At 62.1% G+C, this 25,876-nt stretch carries 23 protein-coding genes and 1 pseudogene; 10 read left to right on the top strand and 14 right to left on the bottom strand.

Translation table 11 applies throughout. From position 1 onward, the window contains the following. Window positions 1-26 precede the first annotated feature (26 nt). Together QP891_RS06160 and crtI are read left to right on the top strand one after the other, a co-directional pair. A complete protein-coding gene (locus QP891_RS06160) occupies window positions 27-869 on the top strand; it encodes a phytoene/squalene synthase family protein (RefSeq protein ID WP_284770330.1) in 843 nt (280 codons plus the stop codon). 25 nt (window positions 870-894) lie between these two features. Further along, the gene (gene crtI / locus QP891_RS06155) at window positions 895-2,478 is read left to right on the top strand and encodes a phytoene desaturase family protein (RefSeq protein ID WP_284817000.1); all 1,584 of its coding nucleotides are present in this window, start codon (window positions 895-897) and stop codon (window positions 2,476-2,478) included. A gap of 387 nt (window positions 2,479-2,865) precedes the next feature. On the opposite strand, the gene lysS is transcribed toward crtI, so the two are convergent. After that, window positions 2,866-4,443 (bottom strand): lysine--tRNA ligase, encoded by a 1,578-nt coding sequence (lysS, locus tag QP891_RS06150; protein ID WP_284770328.1) that lies wholly within the window; start codon window positions 4,441-4,443, stop codon window positions 2,866-2,868. Between the two features lie 190 nt (window positions 4,444-4,633). Here lysS and QP891_RS06145 point away from each other — a divergent pair, with 190 nt between their 5' ends. The 6 genes from QP891_RS06145 to QP891_RS06120 all read left to right on the top strand — a co-directional run bounded on the left by QP891_RS06145 (window position 4,634) and on the right by QP891_RS06120 (window position 12,562). Then, window positions 4,634-6,736, top strand: a complete 2,103-nt coding sequence (locus QP891_RS06145) for a PhoX family protein (RefSeq protein ID WP_284770327.1) — start codon at window positions 4,634-4,636, stop codon at window positions 6,734-6,736. 227 nt (window positions 6,737-6,963) lie between these two features. After that, complete coding sequence (locus QP891_RS06140; protein ID WP_284770326.1) at window positions 6,964-8,676, top strand: carbon starvation CstA family protein; 1,713 nt, start codon at window positions 6,964-6,966, stop codon at window positions 8,674-8,676. Continuing rightward, window positions 8,660-8,917 carry a cory-CC-star protein gene (locus tag QP891_RS06135; RefSeq protein ID WP_023029243.1) on the top strand — a complete coding sequence of 86 codons (258 nt, stop codon included), beginning with the start codon at window positions 8,660-8,662 and terminating at the stop codon, window positions 8,915-8,917. Before QP891_RS06140 ends, QP891_RS06135 begins: the two co-directional genes overlap by 17 nt. Further along, window positions 8,908-9,849 (top strand): ArsA family ATPase, encoded by a 942-nt coding sequence (locus QP891_RS06130; RefSeq protein ID WP_284770325.1) that lies wholly within the window; start codon window positions 8,908-8,910, stop codon window positions 9,847-9,849. The genes QP891_RS06135 and QP891_RS06130 overlap by 10 nt, the downstream gene beginning before the upstream one ends. A 78-nt stretch (window positions 9,850-9,927) precedes the next feature. Further along, window positions 9,928-11,247 carry a C1 family peptidase gene (locus tag QP891_RS06125; protein ID WP_284770324.1) on the top strand — a complete coding sequence of 440 codons (1,320 nt, stop codon included), beginning with the start codon at window positions 9,928-9,930 and terminating at the stop codon, window positions 11,245-11,247. 13 nt (window positions 11,248-11,260) lie between these two features. Beyond that, on the top strand, window positions 11,261-12,562 hold the full coding sequence (locus QP891_RS06120; protein ID WP_284805858.1) for a C1 family peptidase: 1,302 nt from the start codon (window positions 11,261-11,263) through the stop codon (window positions 12,560-12,562). 101 nt (window positions 12,563-12,663) lie between these two features. Here QP891_RS06120 and QP891_RS06115 read toward each other — a convergent pair whose 3' ends face one another. From QP891_RS06115 to dacB, 13 genes and pseudogenes are all read right to left on the bottom strand, one after another. Then, on the bottom strand, window positions 12,664-13,275 hold the full coding sequence (locus tag QP891_RS06115) for a GNAT family N-acetyltransferase (RefSeq protein ID WP_284816998.1): 612 nt from the start codon (window positions 13,273-13,275) through the stop codon (window positions 12,664-12,666). Further along, window positions 13,275-14,162: a pantoate--beta-alanine ligase gene (locus QP891_RS06110; RefSeq protein ID WP_284770321.1), complete on the bottom strand. Its 888-nt coding sequence runs from the start codon at window positions 14,160-14,162 to the stop codon at window positions 13,275-13,277. The genes QP891_RS06115 and QP891_RS06110 overlap by 1 nt, the downstream gene beginning before the upstream one ends. Then, window positions 14,159-14,833 carry a Rossmann-fold NAD(P)-binding domain-containing protein gene (locus tag QP891_RS06105; protein ID WP_284770320.1) on the bottom strand — a complete coding sequence of 225 codons (675 nt, stop codon included), beginning with the start codon at window positions 14,831-14,833 and terminating at the stop codon, window positions 14,159-14,161. Before QP891_RS06105 ends, QP891_RS06110 begins: the two co-directional genes overlap by 4 nt. Then, window positions 14,834-15,919 (bottom strand): DUF6779 domain-containing protein, encoded by a 1,086-nt coding sequence (locus QP891_RS06100; RefSeq protein WP_284770319.1) that lies wholly within the window; start codon window positions 15,917-15,919, stop codon window positions 14,834-14,836. 5 nt (window positions 15,920-15,924) lie between these two features. Next, a complete protein-coding gene (locus QP891_RS06095) occupies window positions 15,925-16,398 on the bottom strand; it encodes a DUF3180 domain-containing protein (protein WP_284770318.1) in 474 nt (157 codons plus the stop codon). Further along, window positions 16,398-16,880 (bottom strand): 2-amino-4-hydroxy-6-hydroxymethyldihydropteridine diphosphokinase, encoded by a 483-nt coding sequence (gene folK, locus QP891_RS06090; RefSeq protein ID WP_284770317.1) that lies wholly within the window; start codon window positions 16,878-16,880, stop codon window positions 16,398-16,400. The genes QP891_RS06095 and folK overlap by 1 nt, the downstream gene beginning before the upstream one ends. A gap of 83 nt (window positions 16,881-16,963) precedes the next feature. After that, window positions 16,964-17,338 (bottom strand): annotated as a pseudogene (gene folB / locus QP891_RS06085) (dihydroneopterin aldolase); the annotation flags it as partial. A 2-nt stretch (window positions 17,339-17,340) separates the two neighbouring features. After that, window positions 17,341-18,300, bottom strand: a complete 960-nt coding sequence (gene folP / locus QP891_RS06080; RefSeq protein WP_284770315.1) for a dihydropteroate synthase — start codon at window positions 18,298-18,300, stop codon at window positions 17,341-17,343. 41 nt (window positions 18,301-18,341) lie between these two features. Next, the gene (gene folE, locus QP891_RS06075; RefSeq protein WP_284770314.1) at window positions 18,342-18,950 is read right to left on the bottom strand and encodes a GTP cyclohydrolase I FolE; all 609 of its coding nucleotides are present in this window, start codon (window positions 18,948-18,950) and stop codon (window positions 18,342-18,344) included. An 11-nt stretch (window positions 18,951-18,961) separates the two neighbouring features. Next, entirely contained in the window at window positions 18,962-21,361 is a 2,400-nt protein-coding gene (ftsH, locus tag QP891_RS06070; protein WP_284770313.1) for an ATP-dependent zinc metalloprotease FtsH, read from the bottom strand. Window positions 21,362-21,373: 12 nt separating this feature from the next. Continuing rightward, entirely contained in the window at window positions 21,374-21,961 is a 588-nt protein-coding gene (gene hpt, locus QP891_RS06065; protein WP_005279498.1) for a hypoxanthine phosphoribosyltransferase, read from the bottom strand. 12 nt (window positions 21,962-21,973) lie between these two features. After that, window positions 21,974-22,936 carry a tRNA lysidine(34) synthetase TilS gene (tilS, locus tag QP891_RS06060; RefSeq protein WP_284770312.1) on the bottom strand — a complete coding sequence of 321 codons (963 nt, stop codon included), beginning with the start codon at window positions 22,934-22,936 and terminating at the stop codon, window positions 21,974-21,976. Further along, window positions 22,937-24,223, bottom strand: a complete 1,287-nt coding sequence (gene dacB, locus QP891_RS06055; protein ID WP_284770311.1) for a D-alanyl-D-alanine carboxypeptidase/D-alanyl-D-alanine endopeptidase — start codon at window positions 24,221-24,223, stop codon at window positions 22,937-22,939. Between the two features lie 82 nt (window positions 24,224-24,305). On the opposite strand from dacB, the gene QP891_RS06050 reads away from it, so the two are divergent. After that, window positions 24,306-24,779, top strand: coding sequence for an inorganic diphosphatase (locus QP891_RS06050; RefSeq protein WP_035108560.1), 474 nt, complete (start codon window positions 24,306-24,308; stop codon window positions 24,777-24,779). Window positions 24,780-25,158: 379 nt separating this feature from the next. Continuing rightward, complete coding sequence (locus tag QP891_RS06045; protein WP_350309201.1) at window positions 25,159-25,872, top strand: putative endonuclease domain-containing protein; 714 nt, start codon at window positions 25,159-25,161, stop codon at window positions 25,870-25,872. Window positions 25,873-25,876 lie beyond the last annotated feature (4 nt).

The raw sequence follows: 25,876 nt of genomic DNA, 5'->3' as shown, positions 1-25,876 counted from the left end.
TTTGGGCCCGTGCTACTTTTGCAAGTATGTTGACTCGCTATGACCAGGCGGCCTCGCGCGCGGCCGCGCAGGTTATGGGGCAGTATTCCACCAGTTTTACCCTGGCCACGCGCCTTTTGCGCGGGCGGGTGCGCGAAGACATCCGCCACCTTTATGCCGTAGTGCGCATCGCAGACGAGCTTGTCGATGGCACCGCGCACCAAGCCAGCATCGATGCCGCCGCCGCGCTCGATGCCTACGAGGCCGCTATCCTAGCGGCGCCGGAGAAAAGGTTGCACACCGATCCCGTCGTGCACTCCTATGCCATTACCGCTAGGCGCTGTGGCTTCCAGCGCCAGCACCTCGTGGCCTTTTTCGATTCCATGCGCGCCGACCTTTCCCAGCGGGAGTATTCCGCCGCGGAACTCGCCGAGTATATCTACGGTTCCGCCGAGGTCATCGGCTTATTGTGCGTGCAGGTCTTCCTGGCGGAAGAAACCGTGTCCGCCGCCGACCGCGCCACGATGGACCGCGGCGCACGCCACTTGGGGGCAGCGTTTCAAAAGATTAACTTCCTGCGGGATTTAGGCGAGGACTCCTCGGTCCTGGGCCGGGCCTATTTTCCACAGGCCGCTGGCGGAGAGCTTTCCGAGGCCGCCAAGTCCGCGCTCATCGCCGATATCCGCCACGATCTCGCTGCCGCCGAAGAATCCATTAACCTCTTGCCGCTATCCGCCCGCTTCGGTGTGCGCGCGGCCGCCGATATCTTTGCCGAGCTCACTAACCGGCTCGCCGCTACCCCCGCCGCGGAGTTAAAAACCACCCGCATATCCGTGCCGAATCGCACCAAGGCGTGGCTAGCCGCCCGCGCGGTGCGCGCGGTTCGATAGTGCACGGAGTACTAAGGAGAACATCATGCACGTCGTCGTCATCGGGGCCGGCATCGCCGGCCTTGCCACCGCTGCCCTCCTCGGAAAAGAGGGCTATGAAGTTACCGTCGTAGACTCCCTAGACGAGGTCGGCGGGCGCGCGGGCAGCTATGCGGAGGCTGGGTTCCGCTGGGATACCGGACCGTCCTGGTACCTCATGCCGGATGCCTTCGACCACTTCTTTTCCCTCTGCGGTACCTCGACAGAAAAGGAACTGGATCTAGTGGGACTCTCGCCGGATTACCGCGTCTATACCGGCGGCCCCGCCGAATCCGCTACTGGCACCGGCTCGCGCCCTACCCCCGTGGATGTACATTCCGGGACCGATAATGTGGCCCAACTCTTCGAGTCGCTAGAACCAGGCGCGGGCAGCCAGGTGCGCAGCTATTTGGCAGATGCCAGCGACGCCTACCACGTAGCGCTCGATCACTTTTTGTACACCACATTTTCGGCGCCCTTGAACTTGGTGCATGCAGATATTCGGCATCGGCTAGCGCGGATTGCAGCGCTGCTTACTACTAGCTTGCAAAAGCACGTCAACGGGCAATTTTCGGATACGCGCCTGCGACAGATCCTGAGCTACCCAGCGGTTTTTCTCTCCTCCGAGCCTGCCGCGGCCCCAGCGCTGTATTCCCTTTTAAGCCATACTGACCTGGTGGAAGGTGTGCGCTACCCCCTCGGCGGATTCCACGCGGTGGTGCAGGCCATCTACCGCCAAGCGGAAAAATTCGGCGCCACCTTCCGCTTGGATGAAGAGGTCACCTCCATCACCACCACCGGCGGGTCCTCCTCCCGCGCCACCGGCGTCCGCACAACGAACGGGCATATCGATGCCGATATTGTGGTCTCGGCTGCTGACCTGCACCACACCGAAAATCAGCTGCTGCCCCGGAAGCTGCGCACCTATCCGGAGCGCTACTGGGCCCGCCGCAATCCGGGGCTGGGTACCGTGGTGGTACTCGCCGGTGTGAAGGGAAAGCTCCCGGAGCTAGCTCACCACACCTTTTTGTTCAGCCAGGACTGGGACCCCGATTTCCGCGCAGTCTTTTCCGCGCCGGAAACGGAACGTCCCCTCGGCGCCTCTGAGTCCATCTACATTTCGAAGGTTTCGGCCACCGACGCGGATGTCGCACCAGAAGGCCACGAGAACTTGTTCTTCCTCATCCCCGTACCCGCTGCAGAAGCCTACGGGCACGGCGATGCCTACCATCCCGAGGCTTCCCCGCGCGTTGCTGCTATTGCAGATGCCGCCCTCGACCAGCTTTCCCGCACCGCCGATATTCCTGACCTCCGCGAGCGAATCACCATCACGCGCAGCCTCGGACCAGCCGATTTTGCCGACCGCTATCACTCCTGGTCAGGTGGAGCTTTGGGGCCAGCACATACGCTATTTCAATCTGCGTTCTTCCGCGGGCGCAATGCCTCGCGCAAGGTGGCCGGCCTCTACTACGCCGGTGCGACCACCGTGCCGGGCGTCGGCGTGCCGATGTGCCTGATTTCTGCAGAAAACATCATCAAACGCCTGCGCGGCGATACCTCCGCTGGGCCGCTTCCCACAGATGATGCCTGAGGCCGCTCGCCGGATCGTTCTCCACTTGCCGCCCACTTCTCGCAGCGCGGCCTCCGATGCGCAACGCCTCCCGTTCGGCCTCGATTGTGGAGCCTCTGATGCGCAACCTCCTTTGTGCAACCTCCGATGCAATAGGTCCTCGGTGATAACTGAGCAAACTCGGCCCTGAGATGTAGCATTTTTCGCTCAGATATCACCGAGGAGGTTGCACTTTTGTGAAACCGATAGAACTAGGCAGAAGTAGGCGTGCGACTCGGCCTGCGAGGCACACGCGGCGGGTGCAATGGGTAAACAAAAAGGCTGCAGCCAAAGGAAGGCTGCAGCCGGTTTCGGGGCGCTAACGGGTGCCTGCGTGGGTGGGCACCGAGTGGGCGCGCCGGGTATGGGCTACTTCTGTTCTGGCTTTACCAGCGGGAAGAGCACGGTCTCACGAATGCCGAGGCCGGTCAGGGCCATGAGCAGGCGGTCCATGCCCATGCCGGTACCGGCCGTCGGCGGCATACCCTGTTCCATCGCGGCTAGGAAGTCCTCGTCCAAGACCATGGCTTCCTCATCGCCACCGGCGGCAAGGCGGGCTTGGTCCTCAAAGCGCTCGCGCTGGACGACGGGATCGACAAGCTCCGAGTAGCCGGTAGCCAGCTCGAAGCCGCGCACGTAGAGGTCCCACTTTTCGGTCACGCCGGGCTCGGAACGGTGCTGGCGGGTTAGCGGGGAGGTCTCGACTGGGAAGTTCTTCACAAAGATGGGGCCTTCCAGTTGGTCCTCGCACAGGACCTCCCAGATTTCCTCCACCAGTTTGCCGTGGCCCCAGCCTTCACCCTGCGGCACGTCGAGGCCAATGACCTTGGCAATGCCCTTCAGGGTCTCCACGTCGGTATCGATGGTGACCTCCGGCTGACCGGGGAACTTGCGCTGCAAGGCCTCATTCAGGGAAGGATACATCTCGATTTCGGGCCATTGCTCGCCGCCGAAGTCGAAATCGGTGCCATCGGCAAGCGTGACGGTGGTAGAACCAAAGACCTCGCGGGCCACGGACTGAATGGACTCGCGGGTCATGCGGGCGCAATCATTGTAATCGCCCCAGGCGGCGTAGGTCTCCAGCATGGCGAACTCCGGCGAGTGGGAGCGGTCCACGCCCTCATTGCGGAAGTTGCGGTTGATTTCAAAGACGCGGTCGATGCCACCGACGACGGCGCGCTTCAAGTACAGCTCCGGAGCAATGCGCAGGTAGAGGTCAATATCGAGCGCATTGGAGTGGGTGATAAACGGGCGAGCGGCCGCACCACCGTGCAGGGTCTGCAGCATCGGGGTTTCGATCTCTACAAAGTCCTGGCCTTCCAGGTAATTGCGCAGCGCACGCATGACCTTCACGCGCACCATGGCGTTCTTGCGGGCCTCTTCGCGGATAATGAGGTCGTTATAGCGCTGGCGCACGCGGGTATCTTCAGCCATATCCGCGAAGGACACCGGCAGCGGGCGCAGGGACTTGGCCGCCATGGTCCATTCCTCAGCCATGATGGACAGCTCGCCACGGCGGGACGCAACCACGTGGCCGCTAACGGAAATGAAGTCGCCCAAATCCACATCGGACTTCCAGGCATCGAGGCGCTCCTTGCCCACCTTGGCCTGCGAAAGCATGGCCTGCATCTGGGTGCCATCGCCGTCCTGCAAGGTGGCAAAGCACAGCTTGCCGGTATTGCGCATGAAGATAAGGCGGCCGGCAATAGCGTGGGTGACCTCGGTTTCCTCACCAGCGGCCAGGTAGGTCACGCCCTCTTCATTGCCCGGCTCTTCGCCCTCGGCCACTACGCGGAAATCATGGCGCAATTCCTTGAGGGAGATAGTGCGCTCGACGGATACCGGGTAGGCCTCCACGCCGGATTCGAGCAGGCGATCGCGCTTCTCGCGGCGGATGCGCAGCTGCTCAGGGACATCGTTTACTTCATTATTCTTCTGCTCGCTCACGTTAGCCTAGGGTAGTCGATCCCGCCCGCTACCCGCGATTTGGCCCATAGCGCCCCTACCCCGGGAAAGATTTACGCATAGTTCACTTCGCTGTCACCTCAAGGCCAACGCACTGTTACTGGCATCCCCTTATATATATGGCTGACCCCATGTCTTATCAATATTTTCGACCTTCTTTGGAGCAGTAATAATGGCGCTTAAAGGCCGCAACCTTCTCTCTAGTCTCTTCGCATCCTCTCGTTCCAGCTTGACGTGCACCTACAAGTGCGGCAATGCCTGCTTCGGTGAATGTGAGAACAAGTCTGATAACCCATACTTCGGTGACCAGTTCTCCCGCCGTACCGCTCTGCGCGCGGGCAGCTTGTCCGTAGTAACCGTCGGCGGCGGCGCCGCGTTGGCTGCCTGCTCCAACCCGGATGAAGTCTCCAATGAAGCCTCTTCCTCCGAGGCCAAGGGGGGCAAGACTTCCGAGGCCAATGTAGAACTCACCTCCGCAGAGGGTATGAAGTTTGACCCAGTTGAGCCGAACGAAAAGGACGAAGTAGTCATCCCGGATGGCTATAAGCAGTCCGTTCTCATCGCCTGGGGAGACCCGCTGTTCAAGGATGCGCCAGAGTTTGATGATAAGAACCAGACGGCCGAGGCCGCCGAGAAGCAGTTCGGCTTCAATAACGACTTCGCCGGACTTATCGAGCACCCGGATGATGACAATCGCCTTATCTACGTCTGCTCCCACGAGTACACCACCGAGCCGCAGATGTTCCCCAACTACGATGCGGATAACCCCACCGAAGAGCAGGCCAAGATTGGTTGGGCGGGCCACGGCCACTCCATCGTGGAGGTGTCCAAGGTGGGCAATACCGGTGAACTCAAGCGCGAGTTTGGTCCGCTTAACCGCCGCATCACCGCCACGACCGAGTTCACTCTGGTTGGCCCAGCAGCCGGCTCCGAGTTTGTGAAGACCTCCGCCGATAAGACCGGCAAGCAGGTCAAGGGCACCCTGAATAACTGCTCCGGCGGCATCACTCCGTGGAACACCATGCTCTCCGGCGAGGAGAACTTTGACCAGTACTTCGCTCACGCCAACCTGGATGACAAGAAGGCACAGGAATCCCTTGAGCGCTTCGGCATGGAAGATGGTGAATCCGAGCGCAAGTGGGAGCGCTTTGATAAGCGCTTCGACGTCTCCAAGGAACCGAATGAGCCCAACCGCTTCGGCTGGATCGTAGAAATTAACCCACTGGACCCGGAGTCCACCCCGGTCAAGCACACCGCGCTTGGACGCTTCAAACACGAGGCCGGCAATATTCACATCGCTTCCGATGGCACCGTCGTGTGCTACTCCGGCGATGACTCCCGCTTCGAGTACATCTACAAGTTCATCTCCACCAAGAAGTACGAAGAAGGCAACATCGAGCACAACCTCAGCATCTTGGACCACGGCGCCTTGTACGTGGCCAAGATGGAAGGCAACTCCCCAGAAGATGAGATCGACGGTTCCGGCGTACTGCCAGAGGACGGTGCCTTCGACGGCGAAGGTAAGTGGATCAAGCTGCTGACCTCCGATACGGAGAACAACAAATTCGAGTCCCACGTCGATGGCATGTCCGCCGAAGAGGTTGCCGTCTACACCCGCGAGGCCGCCGATAAGGTGGGCGCTACCAAGATGGACCGCCCTGAAGATATGCAGGTCCACCCAGACTCTGAGAAGGTCTACGTGGCCCTGACCAATAACTCCTACCGCGGTGCTACCGGCGAAAACGCCAAGAAGAACAAGGAAGATCCGATGGAGTGGGCTCCCGTCAAGGAAAATAAGAACGGTCTGGTCATGGAGATTGAAGATGACCACGCTGGTGAAAAGTTCACCTGGAATCTCTTCCTGGTCTGTGGCGATCCGAAGGAGGCCAATACCTACTTCGGTGGCTTTGACAAGGAGAAGGTATCCCCAATTTCCTGCCCGGATAACTTGGCCTTTGATAACCACGGCAATATGTGGATTTCCACCGACGGCAACGCGCTCGAGTCCAACGACGGCCTCTACGCCGTAACCACCGAGGGCGATACCCGCGGTGAGCTCAAGTGCTTCCTGACCGTGCCGGCGGGCGCCGAGACCTGCGGCCCCATCGTCACCGATGAGCGCGTGATGGTCAACGTCCAGCACCCAGGCGAAACCGATGACGCCACCTTTGAAAAGCAAACCTCCCACTGGCCAGAGGGGGGCACGTCCACCCCACGCCCAGCAGTGGTTGTGGTGTGGAAGAAGGACGGAAATATCGGCGTCGATAAGAATTAAACGCCACTCGGTTTAAGCACCCACCGCGCGGCCCTCGTTCCTCTCGGAGCAGGGGCCGTGCTTTTCGTCTATCCACTGCGACTGAACTAAGAGGTGTACTCCGACCCGCCTGCCAAATATAAATCTGCCCACCGGTCTCCCCCACAAGCAAATAGATACGTGAGTTATGGCATACTGTCCGCACGTGTGAGACACGCCACCTTCCCGCCTATGAGGAGACACACACTATGAACTCTCTTGTCCTCGCCATTGTCGGCATCGCGATGATGGCCGCCGGCTACCTGCTCTATTCCAAGTTCCTGGGCAAGAACATCTTCCGGTTATCTGAGAACTACACCACCCCAGCGCACCGCCTCAAAGACGGCGTGGATTATGTTCCCACCAATAAATATGTGCTGTGGGGCCACCACTTCACCTCCGTGGCGGGTGCGGCACCGATTATCGGCCCGGCAGTGGCCGTCATTTGGGGCTGGCTCCCGGCATTCCTGTGGGTCACGTTAGGCACCTTCTTCATTGCCGGCATGCACGACTTGGGTGCGCTGTGGGCCTCGCAGCGACACAAGGGTCAGTCGATTGGTACGTTGTCGGGGCGCTACATCGGCAAGCGCGGGCGCAACCTCTTCCTCATCGTAATCTTCTTGCTGCTGCTCATGGTCAATGCCGCGTTCGCCGTGGTGATTTCGAACCTGCTTATTTCCACCCCCTCGGCGGTCATTCCCACGTGGGGTGCCATTGCCGTCGCGCTGCTGATTGGCCAGGCCATCTACCGCTTGAACTGGAACCTGCCGCTGGTGTCCCTCGTGGGCGTGGTGGCGCTGTACTCGCTGATGGTTTTGGGCGACCGCTTCCCGGTCGTGCTACCGGAGACGGTCCTGGGCATTCCCGCCAACGGCGTGTGGATCATCCTGCTATTTATCTACGCCTTCATCGCTTCGCTGCTGCCTGTGTGGGTGCTGCTCCAGCCGCGCGATTACATCAATGGCCTGCAGCTTTTCGTGGGTCTTATCATCTTGTACGGCTCCTTTCTCATCACCCGTCCGGAGCTCGCCGCCCCTGCCGTGCGCGAAAACGTTCCTGACGGCACCCCGGGGATTTTCCCGCTGCTTTTTGTCACCATCGCCTGCGGTGCCATCTCTGGTTTCCACGGCATTGTGGCCTCGGGTACCTCGTCTAAGCAGATTGATAAGGAAACCGATGTCCGCTTCGTGGGCTACTTCGGTGCTGTGGGCGAGGGTCTGCTGGCGCTCGGCACCATCATCGCCACCACCGCTGGCTTTAAGACCCTGGCAAATTGGGAGGAAATCTACGCCGAGTGGAACGCCGGCGGCGTCAATGCCTTCGTGCAAGGCGGCGGCGCGCTGATGAACGAGGGTCTGGGCATTCCCACCTCGCTGTCTGCCACCATCCTGGCGACGATGGCCGTGCTCTTCGCCGCCACCACCATGGACTCCGGCGTGCGCCTGCAGCGCATCGTGGTCCAGGAAATCGGCGAGATCATGGGTATCCGCATCACGGCCCTAGTCTCTACCATCATCGCGGTGGGCCTGGCCTTCGGCCTGACCTTCTCTGCGGGCGCGGACGGCTCCGGCGGCATGACCATCTGGCCGCTCTTCGGTACCACCAACCAGCTCATGGCCAGCCTGTCCTTGGCCATCGTCGTGGTCATCCTCACCCACCTGCGCCGGCCCACCCTGCCGGTTATCATCCCGCTCATCTTCGTCACCATCATGTCTCTGTGGGCAGCGCTGCTACAGCTCAAGTCCCTGTTCGCGGATCAGAACTGGCTGCTCTTCGGCATGGACGTCGTCATCGTCATCGCCTCCATCTGGGTCATCGTGGAGTCGATCGGCGCTATCTCCAACGCGCGCAAGGAACCGCCGCTGGAGTGGACCGATGATGATACCGACGCTCCCCTTCCCCAGCATGCTCGACAAGCTTAAGGCCTTCGGTGCGGGGCTCAACGAGTTCTACCAAGCCCCGTACCGCGCCGTCTTTGCCAAGGCCCAGCAGCAAGAAGATGACCTTTTTATGATGCTGGTGGCCTCGGAGGCGCTCGGCATCCCCAACCCCGCCAGCTACTACACGCTGGAGCTTTTGCCGCTGGTTTACGAAGATTTCCACGCCTGGCACACGCGCATGGGCATGGATAAATCACCCCTGGAGAATATTCAATGCTGCTAGAAACCGCGCCCATCATGTTCTTTGGTGGCAAGGGCGGCGTGGGCAAGACCACCCTCGCCACGGCCACGGCCCTGTCGCTTTCCCAGGACCACAACGTGCTATTGGTCTCCACGGATCCGGCGCACAACCTGGGACATATCTTTGAAGCCACGCTTTCCGATGCCCCCACTCACCTCACCCCATCCCTCTCCGCCATCGAGCTCGATCCTGCCCGCGCCACCGAGGAACACCTCGCGAACGTGGGCGCCTCGATGCGCCGCTTCATGCCGGAGCACCTGCACGGCGAGGTAAAAAAGCACCTAGACTTGGCCCGCCAATCCCCCGGCACGCAGGAAGCGGCGCTCTTGGAGCGCATGGCCACCTTGGTCGCAAATGCTAACGAGTATGACTACCTCATCTTCGATACCGCCCCGTCCGGTCACACCTCCCGGCTGATGGCCCTGCCAGAAATCATGGCTGCCTATACCGATGGGCTGCTTGCCCGGCGCGAGAAGTCCGATAAATTCGGCTCATTGGTGCGCGGGATGTCCGCGGAATCCGGCGCCGATAATGATCCGGTGGACCGGCGCAATCAGGAAATCCGCGCCACGCTCTTCCAGCGCCGCGAGCGCTTCGAGCACCTGCGCACTGCGCTGACCTCAAAGAAGACCGTGTTCCACATCGTGCTCACCGCCGAGCGCCTGCCCGTCTTGGAATCTTCCGAGTTCCACGCGGATCTCACCGGCAATGGCGTGCGGGTGGGCTCCATGCTGGTCAACCGCCGCACGCCCGCGGACCAAGGCGAGTTCTTGGCCTCCCGGCGCGCCGCCGAAGACGAGGCCCTGGCGCTCTTGCACGATAAGCTTCCCGATACCCCAGTCCACGAGATCCCCTGGCTCCCAGAAGAGGTGGGAAGCCCCGAAGCCGTGGCGCGGCTGGCGGAGCATCTATAGCGATCTGGAACGATCTCTAACGGCCCATCCAGCACCCAGCGACCTCGGGTGAGATCGCAGTCTGCTAAAACGGTGAATATGACTTTGCTCACCAATGACTTCCTGTCCCAATTGCGCGAGGAGGCTGCAGCGGACTCCCAGCTGCGCGTCGCGCGCAATGCCATTACCAGCGTAGGGGTGGCCAAGGCGGCCCTCGACCGCGACCGCATTACCGCGCTCTACCCCACCACCGAGGTAAAACTCGATAGCCTCGGCGTCACCGACCAGATGCGCTCCGGGCGCTGCTGGATGTTTGCCGCGCTCAACGTATTCCGCCACCGCGCGGCCAAGGAGCTCAATATCGATGACTTTGAGTTTTCCTTTACCTACCTGCAGTACTTCGACAAACTAGAGCGCGCCAACTTCGCGCTCAACCAGCTGTTGGATCTCACCGAGGATGGCACCGACTGGGATGACCGCGACGTGGCTACTTCCCTCGAGCTCACAGGCGAAGACGGCGGCTGGTGGTCATTTTTCACCAACCTCGTGGACAAGTACGGCGCCGTCCCGGCCGAGGTCATGCCGGAGGTGCACTCGTCCGGCCACACCGCGCAGATGAACCGCGATATCGCCACCATCATCCGCCGCGCCGCGCACCGTGCGGTGGAAGGTGAGGGGGATCGCGGGGGCATTATCAAGCAAGCCCGCACCGATATACAACGCGTGCTCGCCATTCACCTGGGCGCCCCGCCCGAGGAATTTACGTGGAGCTACCGCACCAAGGACGAGCAATTCTTCCGCGTGCACTCCACCCCGCGCGAGTTTGCGGATAAGTACCTGCCGAAGTTGGACGAGTACGTCGTGCTTGCCGATGACCCCCGTGCCACCAACGACAAGCACCGCTACTACACCAGCGCTGGAGTAAATAACGTCGCTGGTGGAAAAGCCGCCGGTTACCTTAACGTCGATGTGGACGAGCTGCGCGCCGCCGCGCGCGCCAGCATCGAAGCCGGCGAACCGGTGTGGTTTAGCTGCGATGTCTCCCGCCAGTTCTCCTTCCAGAACGCCGTGTGGGACGAAGGCCTCGTTGATACCGATGGCCTCTACGGCATCGATTCCAGCATGAGCAAGGAGGAGCGCTTTACCTCCGGCGAATCTGCACCCACCCACGCGATGGCGCTGACCGGAGTTGATGGTGCACCCCGTGCATGGCGCGTGGAGAACTCCTGGGGCACCAAGCCGCCGCGCAAGGACGACGCCGACGAGGTACCCGGCAAGGGCTTTGCCACGATGTCGGATGAATGGTTCGGCGAAAACGTCTTCCACATCGCCGTGCGCAAGGAATTTCTCACTTCCGAGCAGCAGCAAGCACTAGAGACCGAGCCCGTTGAGCTTCCCTTCTGGGACCGGATGAACTAAGGAGTATCGAAAAATGAATGAGATTAATCCACAGGAAGTTCACACCACCAACGCCACCCTCACCAGCGAGCCGGCCATCAGGGCGGCGCGGAATGCGGTGGCGCAGGAGGGCATCGATAAGCTGAGCGTCGACCGCGACCTCGTGCGCGAGCTCACCACGGCGACCAGCCACAAGCTCGATAAGTGGGGCGCGGCCAACCAGAAGGCTTCTGGCCGCTGCTGGATTTTTGCGGGCCTGAATTCCCTGCGCGGTGACATCATGGACCGCACCAACATCAAGGATTTCGAGCTTTCGCAGACCTACCTGTACTTCTACGACAAGCTGGAAAAGGCCAATTGGTTCCTCACCGCGGTAGACGAGCTCAAGGAGCGCGATATTACGGACCGCACCTTGACCAAGCTCATGGATGACCCCATCGGCGATGGCGGCCAGTGGTCCATGTTCGTCTCGCTGGTGGAAAAGTACGGCGTGGTGCCCAAGTACGCCATGCCGGAGACCGCGTCCTCCGAGTCCAGCGCCATGCTCAACCGCAACCTGCAGACCGTCCTGCGCCGCGCCGCCCACCAGATCCGCGCGGGCAAGTCTGGGGCGCAGGAGCAGGCGCTTGCCGATGTCTACCGCATCCTCACCGCCAACCTCGGCCTCCCGCCCACAGAGTTCCAGTGGCAGTACCGCGATAAGGACGATAACTTCCACCGCGAGGGCACCTATACCCCGCAGGACTTCGCCCGCGAATACCTCCCCAAGGACCTGGGCGAGTATGTCTGCGTGGTCAATGACCCGCGCAATTCCTACGGTGAGCTCTACACCGTGGATTACCTGGGCAACGTCGCCGGTGAAAAGGTCACCTACCTCAACGCCCCGGTTGAGGTATTGCGCGATGCCACCCGCTCTGCCATCGAGGATGGCCAGCCCGTCTGGTTCGGCTGCGATACCAGCCAGCAATCCGATGCCGATAGTGGCATCTGGGCCAAGCGCTTGCACGATTATGAGGGGCTGTATGGGGTGGAAATGGGCATCGAAAAGCCAGACCGCCTCCGCCTGCACGAGTCCCTGATGACGCACGCGATGGTCTTTACTGGCGCAGATATTGCCGAGTCCGGCGAGGTCACCCGCTGGCGCGTGGAGAATTCCTGGGGCACCGAGAAGGGCGATAAGGGCTTTTGGACCATGGCCGATGACTGGTTTGACGAGTACGTCTTCGAAATCGCCGTCCACCCGTCCCGCCTGCCTGAGCAATACCAGGAAGCGCTCAAGTCCACCGAGATCACCACCCTGCCGGCGTGGGATCCGATGGGTGCGTTGGCGAACTAGCGCAGTGGCGCGGGTGGCGCGGGGAGACCCGCGCCACGTGATGTGGCGTTCGTTTGCGTTGCGTGACGCTGCGTTCGTTTGCGTGGGGTGACGCGGTGGCCTCACGCCACGTGGCGGACGTACAGCATGCAGGTAAGGTCGCGGTCCTTATCGATGGAGATTTCCTTCTCCCCCACCCGCTCAAAACCGCGGGAATCGTAGAACTGATAGGTGCAGCCATCGTCGGTGTAGAGGTAAATATCCTTGCCGGGGTGGCGCTCCTCAAAGGCCTCGAGGAGCGCGGTGCCCACGCCCTTCACGCCCGAGTTTGGGTCAGCGACGAGGAAGCCGATTTCACCATCCACGGTGTTTTCGGCCAAGTAGCTTAACAACATGTCCTCGTTCGCGGCATCGTAATCCTCGCGGTGGCCGCCAGGGCGCAGGCTGTTGAAAAGATCCACGGCCTTGACATAGGCCTTGCGCCACCACGGATACGGCAGCGCTGGTTCGCCTTTAATCGATGCCAAAATCACGCCGAGGAAACGCCCATCATCGGCATAGGCTGCCAAGATATCGGTGGCCTGGGCGCGCTCTAAATCCCAAAAATAACGGCCATAGGCTCGCTCGAAACGCGGGTTCTTCACAAACCAGTGCAGGTGCATGCCTTCGATGGCAAACTCAATCGCCTTGGGCTCATCGCGCGGGTCGAGGTCGCGGATGTAGATTTCGGTCATTAGTCCTCCGGGGATTGGTTTTGTTCGCGCTGCTTTTCGCGCTCAAGCTCGGCCTTAGCCTCGTGCTCTTCAATATTAGTGAAACCAATCCCCAACGGCAGGCCAACGTTGTCAATTACTCTGACTCCGCCAATGGTGGCAGCAACCAGCAGGCGGGCATCGCCCTCGGCAGGCGGTTCGCCCAGATCGCGGCCGCGCACTTCTAAGTATTCCGGTTCTACTCCGGCGGCTTCTAGGACACCTGCGGCAACCTCGCGGACCTTTTCCGCGCCTGCCTCGGCAGCGTGTGCACCAGCGGTAAGCGCGGCGGACAGGGCGGCTACGTCCTCGCGCTTATCTTCAGGCACGCGCGTATTGCGCAGGCTCATCACTACGCCATCGGGCATGCGCACGGCGGGAACGCCCTGCACACGAACCCCCAGGTGCAAGTCCTGCACCGCATGATGAATGGCCAAGAGCAGCTCGTAGTCCTTCTCACCGATAAGCACATCGGTGGGCGATAGCGCCATCATCAGCGTGAGGTAAAGGGTGAGTTCGCCGGATAGGTCTGGTTCTAAGCCTGCTGGGAAGTCTGCGGCATCGCGAGGCGAGATTGTAATCCGGCGGCCATGCGGCCAGAGCTTCTCGGGAGTGTAATCCCAAATGACATCCACGCCCTCGGCGCGCAGGAGATCTACGTCCTCGCCGCGAGGCTCTTGGAGAGCCACGACGGTCATCGCGCCACGAATACGGCGGGCCGCTCGCACCAGCGCGATATGCCCTGCATGCACGCCGGTGGTCAGTGGTACGAAGGCCACGGGGCGACCGGTCTTGCGCAGGGCGCTTCCCACCATGCGGATGCGATCGACCTCGCTGACAACGGTGGCTTGTCCCATCTTCAAGCTCATCGGGATTCCTCCTGCAAGGCCCACATTTCTAATTCGGTGCGGTCTTCTACTTCGCCTAAGCGCCGAGCGGTTTCTAAGTAGTGGCGGCGCATTCCGGGATCCGTGGCCCCGCGATAGGCCGCAATGATGTCCTCTGAATCGATGTCGAATTCGGACGGTGGAATCTCATCGAACTCGGCAAAGAAATTGGCTTCAACGGCAGCTGCTAGGTGCAGGCGGCTAAGCATTTCTATGTAGTAGGAGCGGGCGGCGAAGGCGGGACGCTCGGCATCGGAAAGCGGCACTGCGTGCGCCCGGAATTCGCTCAATACGAAGTCAGCAATGCTCTCACCCAGCTCATCCAGCGTGGATACTGCCCAGCGCCCGCCTGCCATGGGCGCTATTGCCGCCACGATGCAACCGTGAGTCTCCAGCGGATCGAGGCCTTGCACACCCCGCGACAGGCAGGTATGGAAAGCGATCAGGCCCTTGTGCACGTGGTCCTCGACAAGCTCTACGGCAGCATCCAACCGTGTCTCACCCACCGCTAGAATCAGCGCCTGGAAGGAGTCAAGCTCGGCCGGATCATCAAGCATCTCCACGGTATGGCCGGCGCGCTCCATGGCATTGGCTAAGGAAATCCCGGCGAGGCTGCGCCCGAAAAGGGCAACGCGCATGCGTGGTGGACGCATTTATTTATCCTTCTTCATCTGTGCCAGAAGCTCCGAGACGGACACGGAACCATCGCGCTGTTCATCGCTGCGGCGGCGACCACGGGTCTGCTGCTGGCGGCGCGTGGCCGCTTGCTTCTGCTCAGCAGCCACGTGGTGTCCCGAGCCCTTGTATTCCTCGCGCGCATCCTTGCCGGTGGTCTGCTGCGGGATGTTTTGGGTCACCGCATCGGAAGCCTGCTCAGCTGCGGTATCAGCCTCTGGCTTGCGGTGGCTACCGCGGGCGCCAGAGTGCGCCGCGCTGCCAGTTCCCGCGGGCTGGGAGCCCTGGCGCTTGATCTCAGAATCTCCGCCCGAATCCCAGCGTACGGCCTGGAAGCTGCCGGTATCGAAGGAAACGTCCTTTGGCTTCTGGTCCGCGCTGGCTGGCGTGGGGGCATCGGCAAGCTGCTCGGAGTGGGCGGGCTTAGCGGTGTTTTCGGCCCGGGAAGAGCTACGCTGCGCGCGGGTGTGTTGGCTGATGATGTCATTGAGCGGGTTCGAGTCCGCATGCGCGCCGGAGGGTTGATTGCCCAAGCGGCCAGCGATGGCATCGGCAGACGGCGCACCGGAAGACGCCTGCTCAAAGTCGACGTTTTCTTCCCTGCGGTGGGACGCCGCGGCGGTCTGTGCCTCCAGCTCCATGATGCGGCGCGCCTCCGCGTGCAAGGCGGCGGGCTCGTAGGTGAACTCGTGGCCGGACAAGTCCTCAATCTGCTTCCGGATAGAGGCCAGCTCGGTGCGAATCTCATCGAGGATCTGCTGATCCGGCAGCTCCTTGCCCTCGGCTGCGCGGGCCTGCTTGAGCTCCGCGCGGTGGGCGCGCTCCTGCAGCTCCAGCTTGGTCACGGATTCCTCGGCCTGGCGGCGGTAGCGCATCACCAAGAAAAAGCCCACTACCGCGGCCCACAGGGCGGCAATCAGCGCAATCTTGAGCGCCGCTGCCGAGCCGGAAATGAGCATGACGATGCTGGCGATAACGGCCAAGATGACGAGGGCGATAATCCCAATTTGTCCCCAATCCGGCGAGGACGACGAGTTTTTGGAAGAAGAGCGCGGCTGAGTCATGTTCCCTAATGTACCGCTTGAAGCCCGTCCGGTGGCGGCGGGGTCTCGCAGTGTCGCTCCAATCGCAGGCCAGCCGCGGACATGACGATGCCACCAATCGCGGATGCGAGCACTCCCACCAGATCATCAGAAGCCGCGACAAGGGTGCCCGCATTCGGGATGACGTAGACCGCCACCCCTGCATAGAGCCCGCCGACGATCGCACCCGTCCACGCCGAGGCCTTGCCCACCAGCATAAACTGCGCGATGGTCATGGGATTAAGCTGCGAATTATCTAGCCCGATGCCGTGATCCTCATCGGTGGCCTTATCCACCTTCCAAGTAAGCCCCAAGCACACCACCACCATGAGCCACAGCGTCGCCGAGACCGTGACTGGGATGGCCATCATGGAGCCATAAAAGCGCGTGGTGAGGATGGCCGCCGCGGCGGCCATGAATACCCCTACGCCGATAAGCGCACCGAACGAGGTTCGTTTCATCACTCCTCCATCAGGCCCAAGCGGTGGATATCGGCGGTCTCCTGCGGGTTCAATGCGGAAACCAGCGTGGAGACATCCTTTCCCTTCAATTTAGCAGCGCCATCGGCGGCTAACCAGGGAATAAGCACGAATGCGCGCTCGTGAGCAAAGGGGTGCGGGACCGTAAGTTCCGGATCGGAGGAGCTGTAGCCCTCAATATCGACGATGTCCACATCCAGGGTGCGCGGGCCCCAGTGGCGCACGCGCACGCGCTCTGCCGCTTCTTCCAGCTTCTGGCCGCGCCGTAAGAGCTCCAGCGGGCTCTCTTGGACGTCCACGATGAGCACCGCATTCAAAAATTCATCCTGGTCCGTTACTCCCCACGGCGGGGTGGCATAGACGGGCGAGGCCGCCACGATGTCCTCACGGAACTCCGTAAACACCGTCCGCAAAAGCTCCACGCGGTCATCCATATTGGAGCCGATGGATAGTACCGCGCGCATTACTTACTCCCGGGGTTCGTGCCGGGGCGCTGCGCGTCGGCTCCCTTCGGAGTCCCCTCCTGCGAGGCGGGCCGTGGGGCACCGGTGCGCGCGTGCTTGCGGGAGCGGCGGGCGACGACGGCGACATCGGCAAAAGTGCGCGGTATCGGCGCCTTGGGCTTGTGCACGGTTACTTCCACCGCGTGCAGGTCTGCAAAAGAAGCCATGATGGTATCGGCCACCTCGCTAGCGACGGTCTCGATGAGGTCGCGGGAGGGGCCTTCGACGATGCTGGCGGCGACATCGGCAAGCTCTGCGTAATTGATGGTTTTGGTCAGATCATCGTGAGCTGCGGCCTCAGCAAACTCGGACCAGCAGGTGATATCGACGATGAAGGGCTGGCCGGTGCGCTTCTCCTCCTCAAAGACGCCGTGGTAGCCAAAGCATTCCAGGCCGGTTAATTCGATGCGATCTGCCATGGTTAATTCCTTTCCGTACCCATCGCGGTAGAGGTCACTGAGCCAGTGCCGGTGGCGGCATTGCGGTAGCTGCCGGTGGCATTGGCGCCGCCCACATAGGACTTGCCGGCGTTCCACGCGGCGGCCACGTCGACGGCATCGCGGGATACGCCCACCTCGTGCACGCGCACGCCCCACGCCCCCATCTGGGCGGAGATGGCGGTCACGGCGGCGGTTGCGGGATCAGCAAGCAGCGGGCTGGCCTCTACCCCGCGGTCTTCCCGGATGGCGGCGAGGAAGCGCTTGCGCGAGGCGCCCACCAAGATGGGGAACTCGCCATCTAGGAACTCGGGAAGGGCATTAAGTAGCGCCCAGTTATCCTGCGGGCTCTTGGCAAAGCCGAGGCCCGGATCCAGCACGATATTTTCCTTTTTCACGCCCGCATCCAGGGCGTTATTGCTCAGGCGGGCGAGGGTCTCGTGCACATCGCGGACCACATCGCCGCCGTGATCCGCCGTGCCCGCCGCGGATCCGAACGCGCCTTCCTGCAGCGTGCGCCAGTGCATGAGGCAGACGGGCACGCCGGCATCGGCCATGGCGGCATACATTTCAGGATCGGCGAGGCCGCCAGAGACATCATTAATCATGTCCACCCCAGCCGCGGCCGCAGCGGTGGCAACCGAGGCGCGCATCGTATCCACCGAGGTGCGAATGCCCTGCTCGTGCAGCGCCTGGATGACCGGGACCACGCGGTCGGCTTCTTCCTGCGCCTCCACGCGCACCGCGCCCGGGCGGGTGGATTCGCCGCCCACATCGATCATGTCCGCGCCCTGTTCCACCAGCTCGCGGGCATGAGTGGTGGCGCCGTCAAAGTCGAGCCACCGCCCGCCATCGGAAAAGGAATCCTTCGTAACATTCACGATGCCCATGACGAGCGTGCGCTTCGCGATGGTCAATTCTCCAACTGAGGAAGCCGGGTGCACTGCGTTCTCCTTTTCGCTCGACAAACTCGACTGCGTACGCGCTACGTACGGATGAAGCTCAACACTTCCGCGCGCGAGGCCGCGTTATTTTTGAACCCGCCGCGCACCGCGGAGGTCGTTGTGGTCGCGCCCGGCTTGCGGATGCCGCGCATGGCCATGCACAAGTGCTCGCACTCGATGACGACGATGACGGATTGGGCCTCGAGGACATCCACGAGGGCATCGGCAATCTGCTGGGTCAGGCGCTCCTGGACCTGCGGGCGCTTGGCGTACATATCCGCCAGGCGAGCCAGCTTGCTCAGCCCGGTGACGTGTCCGTCCTTGCCGGGGATATAACCAATATGCGCCACCCCATAAAACGGCACGAGGTGGTGCTCGCAGGTGGAATAGATGGGAATATCGCGCACCAAGACCAGTTCCTGATGATCCTCGGCGAAGGTCTTGTGCAGCACCTCCGTCGGATCCTCGTGCAGGCCGGCGAATACCTCGCGGTAGGCGCGGGCCACACGTGCCGGGGTTTCGCGCAGGCCTTCGCGGTCAGGGTCCTCGCCCACGGCAAGGAGCAGCTCGCGAACGGCCGCCTCCGCCCGCTCCTGGTCATACGGCGCGTGGGCGGGCACCTGCTGGTTATCAGTGTGATTCTCAGACATGCACGTACTTCTTACTCTTTATCATCGCGCGACTTTTCCGCATCGCGCGCGTAGGGATTATCGCGGTGGGAAGACTCATTCCAGCCTGGGGTGAACCATTGGCTGGTTTCTCCCTCTGGCTTGTGGTGCTTGCCCCTGCTTTCCGATGCCGAATCCGATCGCCCTTCCCCGCCGTCGCGCTCCCCGCGGTCGTTGCGGACGTGGTCGCTCCGGTCGGCGCGGTCGCCGCGCTCGCTCTGGTCCGCGCGGTCGTTCTGGTTGTTTCGGCCGCTGCGGCCATCGCTGCGGCCGCTGCGGTTCTCGGAATCGCTGCCTGCGCCGTGCAGCTCGCGCACTGTTTCGGGGTTCACGTAGTCGCCAGCGTGCTGGCCAAAGTTAAAGCCAACCTCGCCCTTGAGCTCTTCGCCGGCGAGGCGGCGCTCGCGGGCGGCCCGGGAGGCATCGAGAAGCGTCATGCGTTTAGGAAGCTCCTCGCCGCGCTCCTTGGCCAGCTCGACCGGCGTCTTGACCGGTGCGTAACCAATCTGGCGCGGGAAACGATCGTCTTCGCCGGGGAAGACATCATAGGCATCGCGCGGCACGATGCCGTCGAAGATGCTCTCCAGATCCGGCCGGCGCAGGGTCTCCTTCTCAAGGAGAGCCTCGGCCAGCTTGTCCAGGAACTCGCGGTTGGTGCGCAGGATGTCGTAGGCCTGCTCGTGCGCGCGCTCGAGGAGGTAGCGCATCTGCTCGTCGATCTTGGCGGCAACGTCATCCGAGTAATCGATGGAGCCGCCGCCCCCGCCCATCTGGCTGAATGGATCGCCCTGCTCCTGGCCGTACTTGACGGTGCCCAGGTCGGGCGAAAAGCCATATTCGGTCAGCATCGCGCGGGCGATCTTGGTGGCGTTCTCGATATCGGAGGACGCGCCCGTGGTGGGAGCACCGAAGACCAATTCCTCGGCGGCGCGGCCGCCCATGGCAAAGACCAAGCGGGAAAACAGCTCATCGCGGGTGTACATGCCCTTGTCGTCTTCCTGCGAGGTCATGGCGTGGCCACCGGTGCGGCCGCGGGCCAGGATGGTGACCTTGTACACGCGCTCGATGTCCTTGAGCGCCCACGCGGACAGGGTGTGGCCGCCCTCGTGGTACGCGGTGACCTTCTTCTCGTGCTCGGAGATGATCTTGCCCTGGCGCCGTGGCCCGCCCACCACGCGGTCGGTGGCCTCTTCCAGCGCGTCATAGGTAATGACGTTGCCGCCGATGCGGGCGGTGAGAAGCGCGGCCTCGTTAAGCACATTGGCAAGGTCCGCACCGGACATGCCGGCGGTGCGCTTGGCCAGCTGCGCCACATCGACCTCTTCTGCCAAGGGCTTGTCCTTGGCGTGCACGCGCAGGATCTGCTCGCGGCCGGCCAGGTCCGGGTTGGTGACCGGAATCTGGCGGTCGAACCGGCCCGGGCGCAGCAACGCCGGGTCCAAAATATCGGGGCGGTTGGTGGCCGCGATGAGGATAACGCCCTCGCGGTCGCCAAAGCCGTCCATCTCAACCAGCAACTGGTTCAGGGTCTGCTCGCGCTCATCGTGTCCGCCGCCGGTACCGGATCCGCGCTGGCGGCCCACGGCGTCGATCTCGTCCACGAAGATGATGCACGGGCTGTGCTCCTTGGCCTGCTTGAACAGGTCGCGCACGCGGGAGGCACCGACACCGACGAACATCTCCACAAAGTCCGAACCGGAGATGGAATAAAACGGCACACCGGCCTCTCCCGCAACGGCGCGGGCCAACAGCGTCTTACCGGTGCCCGGAGGGCCATAAAGCAGCACGCCGCGCGGAATCTTCGCGCCCAAGTCGTGGTAGCGGGTCGGATCTTCCAGGAAGTCCTTGATTTCCTGCAGCTCATCCACGGCCTCATCCGCGCCGGCAACGTCCTCGAAGGTATTGGTCGGCATATCCTTGGTCAGCTCCTTGGCCTTGGAGCCGCCGATGCCGAACATGCCACCGGCGCCCTGCTGCATGCGGGACATGAGCCAGAACAGCAGGCCGAAGAGGATGACCATCGGCAGCAGGAAGCTGAGCATGGAGCCCAAGAAGGAATCCTGGGTGACGTTGGTCTGATACTTCTCCGCACCCGAATCCTTGACCGCATCAAAGACCTGCTCGGAGGCGCGTGCGGGGTACTGAGACACGATCTCTTCAACGCCCTCGCGCTCTTCTACCGTGATTTCGTCCTTGAGCTTGATGCGCAGGCGCTGCTCGCGGTCATCAATTTCTACTTCGTCAACGTTTTTATCCTGCAGCTGTTTTAGGGCCACGGAGGTATCCGCGTCCACGTATCCGCGGGTCTCGTTGCTAAAGAACGTAAAGGCATACAGCGCTACGAGGATCAGCGCCGCAATGCCGCCGTAGCGAAGGAGTTTATTGTTTTTCATTACTGCGCGATTTTAGTTGGTGGTATAGACATCAGGGTGAAGGGTGCCCACAAAGGGCAGGTCGCGGTAGCGTTCCGCGTAGTCAAGGCCATAGCCAATGACGAACTCATTGGGGATATCAAAGCCCACATCGAGCAGATCGATCTGCGCCTTTACCACTTCCGGCTTGCGCAACAAGGTCACCACATTGAGCGACTTCGGGTTGCGCCCCCGCAGGTTGCGAATGAGCCAGGATAGCGTCAGGCCCGAGTCGATGATGTCCTCCACAATGACCACATCGCGCCCGGCAATATCGCGGTCCAAGTCCTTCAAGATGCGCACCACCCCAGAAGAAGACGTGGAGGCGCCGTACGAGGAGACGGCCATAAACTCCAGCTCCGAGGGGATGGATAGCTTGCGCGCGAAGTCCGTCAGGAAAAAGGCCGCACCCTTTAATACGCAGACCAAAAGCAGGTCTTGCTCAGCGTCGGCATATTTCTCAGACACCGCATCCGCCAGCTGCTGGACGCGGTCTTTGATTTCCTCTTCCGTGATGAGGATTGCTTCTACATCGTCTCCGTAGCGGTTTGCGGGGACGGCGAAGTCTTTCTTGTCGTGCACGTGTGCGCTCCTTTAATGACCAGACAATAGTGCCAGTTTGCCACCTATACGTGCTACTTCCAACCTCTGCCCCGCCTGCCGCGCCGAACTCACAGCCACCGGCCCTTGTCCGTGCCAGTTGGTACACAGCTTGCCGATGCCCCCGATCCCCTCCCTCGTCACCTTCACTCCCCGCTCGATGAGCCAGGCTGCAATAGCGCGTCGGCGCCGCGGCTCCGGCAGCGCGGCCAATTCCGCACAGTCCGCGGTGGCCGGCGTGGCGAGGTATTCTTCATCGCGCGCGGTATCCATCGCCGCCTGCGCCAACGCCGGTACCGCATCACCGCCGATAACCCGCGACAACTCTGGGATGATCTCCCGGCGCAGCGCTACCCGCCGAAAATCCGTATCCGCGTTCTGCGGGTCCTGCCACACGTCCAGCCCCAGCTCCGCGCACGCACCCTCCGTATCGGCACGGCGCACTTGAAGGAATGGCCGCACCACGCGCGCGCCTTCCACTATTGCCCGCTCCGGCATGCCGGCCACCCGCCCGCGCAGAGCGCCAAGAAGGAGCGTTTCCGCCTGGTCATCGGCCGTATGCGCCACGGCAATCTCCAGCGGCCCTTCTCCCCCGCGTGCGGCCGCGGACATCGCTCGGTAGCGCTCTTGCCGAGCCACCGCTTCCAGCGAATTCCCCCCTTTGTCCGGCACTTGCACTGCGAGCACTCGTGCCCGCGCACCCAAACTCTCTGCTTGCCGAGCGGCCTTCTCTGCCTGCTCACGCGAACCGTCTTGCAAGCCGTGATCCACGCATAATGCGATTACGTCGTGGCCCTCCGCGATCATCGCCGCGCACAGCGCTAAAGAATCCGCGCCGCCGGATAGCCCCACCGCCACGGCGTGGCCCATCTTCGCCGCGCGGACCGCTCGCCGGCAGCTCAAAAAGTGCGGCGAGACCCGCGGCCAAAACGGCGTTACTCCAGGCTGTGGACTCATTTAGAACTCGTGCAGCGCCGCGGCAAGGTCATCTTGGGCCGCACGCGCCGCCATAATCTCGCCATCATTGACCAAGAACGCAAAGGAATACACGCGCCCGGATTGGCCCTGCGCGGTGCCCGCCAGCGCGGATACCCCCGTCAACGTGCCGGTCTTCGCGCGGACAAATCCGCGCGCCGCTGACTCCCCGTAGCGCTCGTGCAGCGTTCCGTCTCCTCCTGCGACCGGCAGATACGCCGCCAAGGGGCGCAGCTGCGGATCCTCGACCGCGCCGTTAACAATCTCCGCCAGCACGCTCGCGCTCAACCGGTTATCTACAGAAAGGCCCGAGTTGTCCTTGATATCCACGCCGCTGACATCGAACCCGTGCTCGCGCAGCACGTCCAGCGTGGCTTGGGTACCTGCTTGGAAGCTGGGGTTTTTGCCGCGGGCATCGGCAAGCTCGCGGGCAATAGCCTCCGCCATGACGTTATCGGAATGCCGCACCATCTCCAGCGCGCGCTCGCCTAGGGGATCCGACTCAACGCTGGCCAGCTGCTCTGTGCCTTCCGTCACCGTGCCGGGGGCGAATTTATCCGTGCCCAGGCGTTTGGCCAGCTCGCCCGCAACATCGAGGGCCGGGGTGTGGCTGCGCGGCACATCGCCCTCCGTAGCGCCCATGCGCCCGCCGTACAACATGGCCGGCTCCATGGGCGCGACGAAACCCTCGTCGACGTTTTCCGGATCCCAGCCCGGCGCCTGCGGCTCGCCCGCCCACGCGGAGGTATCGATGTACACGCCCGCCACCTGGGTGCCGGTCTTTTTAATCTGATCCGCCAGGTCATCGAGCTGCTCGTTGGTCATCCAGACATCGCCAGCCGCCTTGATCACCACATTGTTCGGGTCCTTGCCGCGGTAGACCTTGGTAGTAATCCGCTTCGACTCATCCAGGGCCAGCGTTGCCGCGGCGGTGGTCAGCACCTTCGTCGACGAAGCCGGGGTCAGCGCCTTATCCTCATCACTCTCCCAGACCACCGTGCCGGTCTCACTATCGATTACCTGCCCGCCAAAGGTAGCCAAATCCTCGCTCTTGCCCAGCTCATCGAGCTTTGCGCTGAGCGCCGCAAAGTCCACGTCCTGCGCCTTAGCCGGCTGCAGGGGATTTTCCGGGGCCTGCACCGTTTCGGCCTCGCCATGCGAAAGATCGCCGTACTCGCGCTGGATGCTAACCCCCAGCGCAGCCGTACCCCCGACCGCCGCCGTGACCACCAGCGCGGTTACTGACCACCAAACCTTCTTAGCTTTCATCGCCACTAACCCTAGCGCGGATGGGCGACGCGCTAGACTATTGACAGTAATTAATACCCAATCCCACATGGAGGACACCACTGTGAGCGTTGAAGTAACCATTGAAATCCCAAAGGGCTCCCGCAATAAGTACGAGGTGGACCACGAGTCCGGCAAGGTCTACCTAGACCGCTACTTGTTCACCCCAATGGCCTACCCCGCCGACTACGGCTTCATCGACCACACGCTTGGCGAAGACGGCGATCCCCTCGACGCCCTCGTCATCCTCCCCGAGCCCGTTTTCCCCGGTGTCATCGTTGAGGCCCGCATCGTCGGCGTGTTCAAGATGACCGATGAGGCCGGCGGCGACGACAAGCTGCTCGCCGTCATCGATGACCCGCGCTGGGAGCGCTACCAGGACATCGACGATGTGGAACAGCACATCAAGGACGAAATCGAGCACTTCTTCGTGCACTACAAGGACCTCGAGCCCAACAAGGAAGTTTCCGGCTCCGGCTGGGGCGACAAGGCCGAGGCCGAGAAGATTCTGGAAGAGGCCAAGGCTCGCCTGAAGTAGGCCGCGGGGCTTGCGGGGGGCTCGGGGGCTGCCGCTTTAGGGTTCGGCCCCCGCGTTTGTGGGGCCGAGCTTGGCGTTTTAAGGCCAGGTAGCCCGTTTTGGGGCCCAGCTGATGCGTTTTAACAAATAGGCCACGGAAACCGCGGGGTTTGAGGCGGCTATTTGTTAAAACGCATCAAACACCAGCAGCCCGCTGCAAAACACACCAACAAAGCGCTCAACCGCGCCACACAACCTTCGCTTCGGGGCTCGAGGGATACGAATGGAAATTTTTCGGGGGAAAAGTGCCACTCAACAGGCGGTACGCCACGGCGCCGTCCGGATTGCGAACGGCTTCTGCCTGTCAGAGGAACCGACGCCGAACCAACTCGCGCGCATCATGAGCGAGGAGTGGCCGGATTGCGCGCTCGACGGCTACTCGGCCGCGCTCAAGCACGTCGAGAAGCCGCTGCGCTTTCCGCTGGAGTTCCTGCGCAGCTCATCGCTGCCGTCGAGTAAGTACTTCACTTCGCGCCGCGCCCGACCGAAGGGCGCGTTGACCTGGGACGGCGTCACCGTGTGCAATCCGCTACAGGCCGTCGAGGCTATGCCGGAGGATGATGCGGTCGCCTTCCTCGAGGGCTTTTATTCCGGCAAGGACGGGGTCAGTCGCCTGGAGCTGAATAAGCTGGACTACCAGCGGTTTCCGCGGCCGGTAAAGCGTGCGTTGGACAGGGCGATCATCGGCACGGATAGCGTGCCGGAGCGCCAGTTAACGCGCGCCCTCGCGCCACATTTCACGGTGCAGAACAATATAAAAATAGGCCCCTACCACTGGGATCTGGTGATTAAGGAGCACAAGATTGCCATCGAGGTTGATGGCTACGCCTACCACCGGGGCGAAAATCGCCGCCAGTTTGAGTTGGACAGGCACAAGCTTAACGATGCCGTCCATCGCGGCTGGAAGCCCCTCCACTTCACCGCGACGACGATTGACCACTACCTGGATTTCGTGGTGCAGCAAGTAATGGCCACGGCAAAGAATAAGCGGCCCTTTGCGCGGCCGCCGTGGCAGTGGCACCGCTTGTGGAGGCATGAAGGCGCGCGGCGCTAGGACC

The organism is Corynebacterium sp. MSK310 (assembly GCF_030227355.1).
GTDB lineage: Bacteria > Actinomycetota > Actinomycetes > Mycobacteriales > Mycobacteriaceae > Corynebacterium > Corynebacterium rhinophilum.
This window is presented reverse-complemented; position numbering and strand designations above follow the sequence as displayed.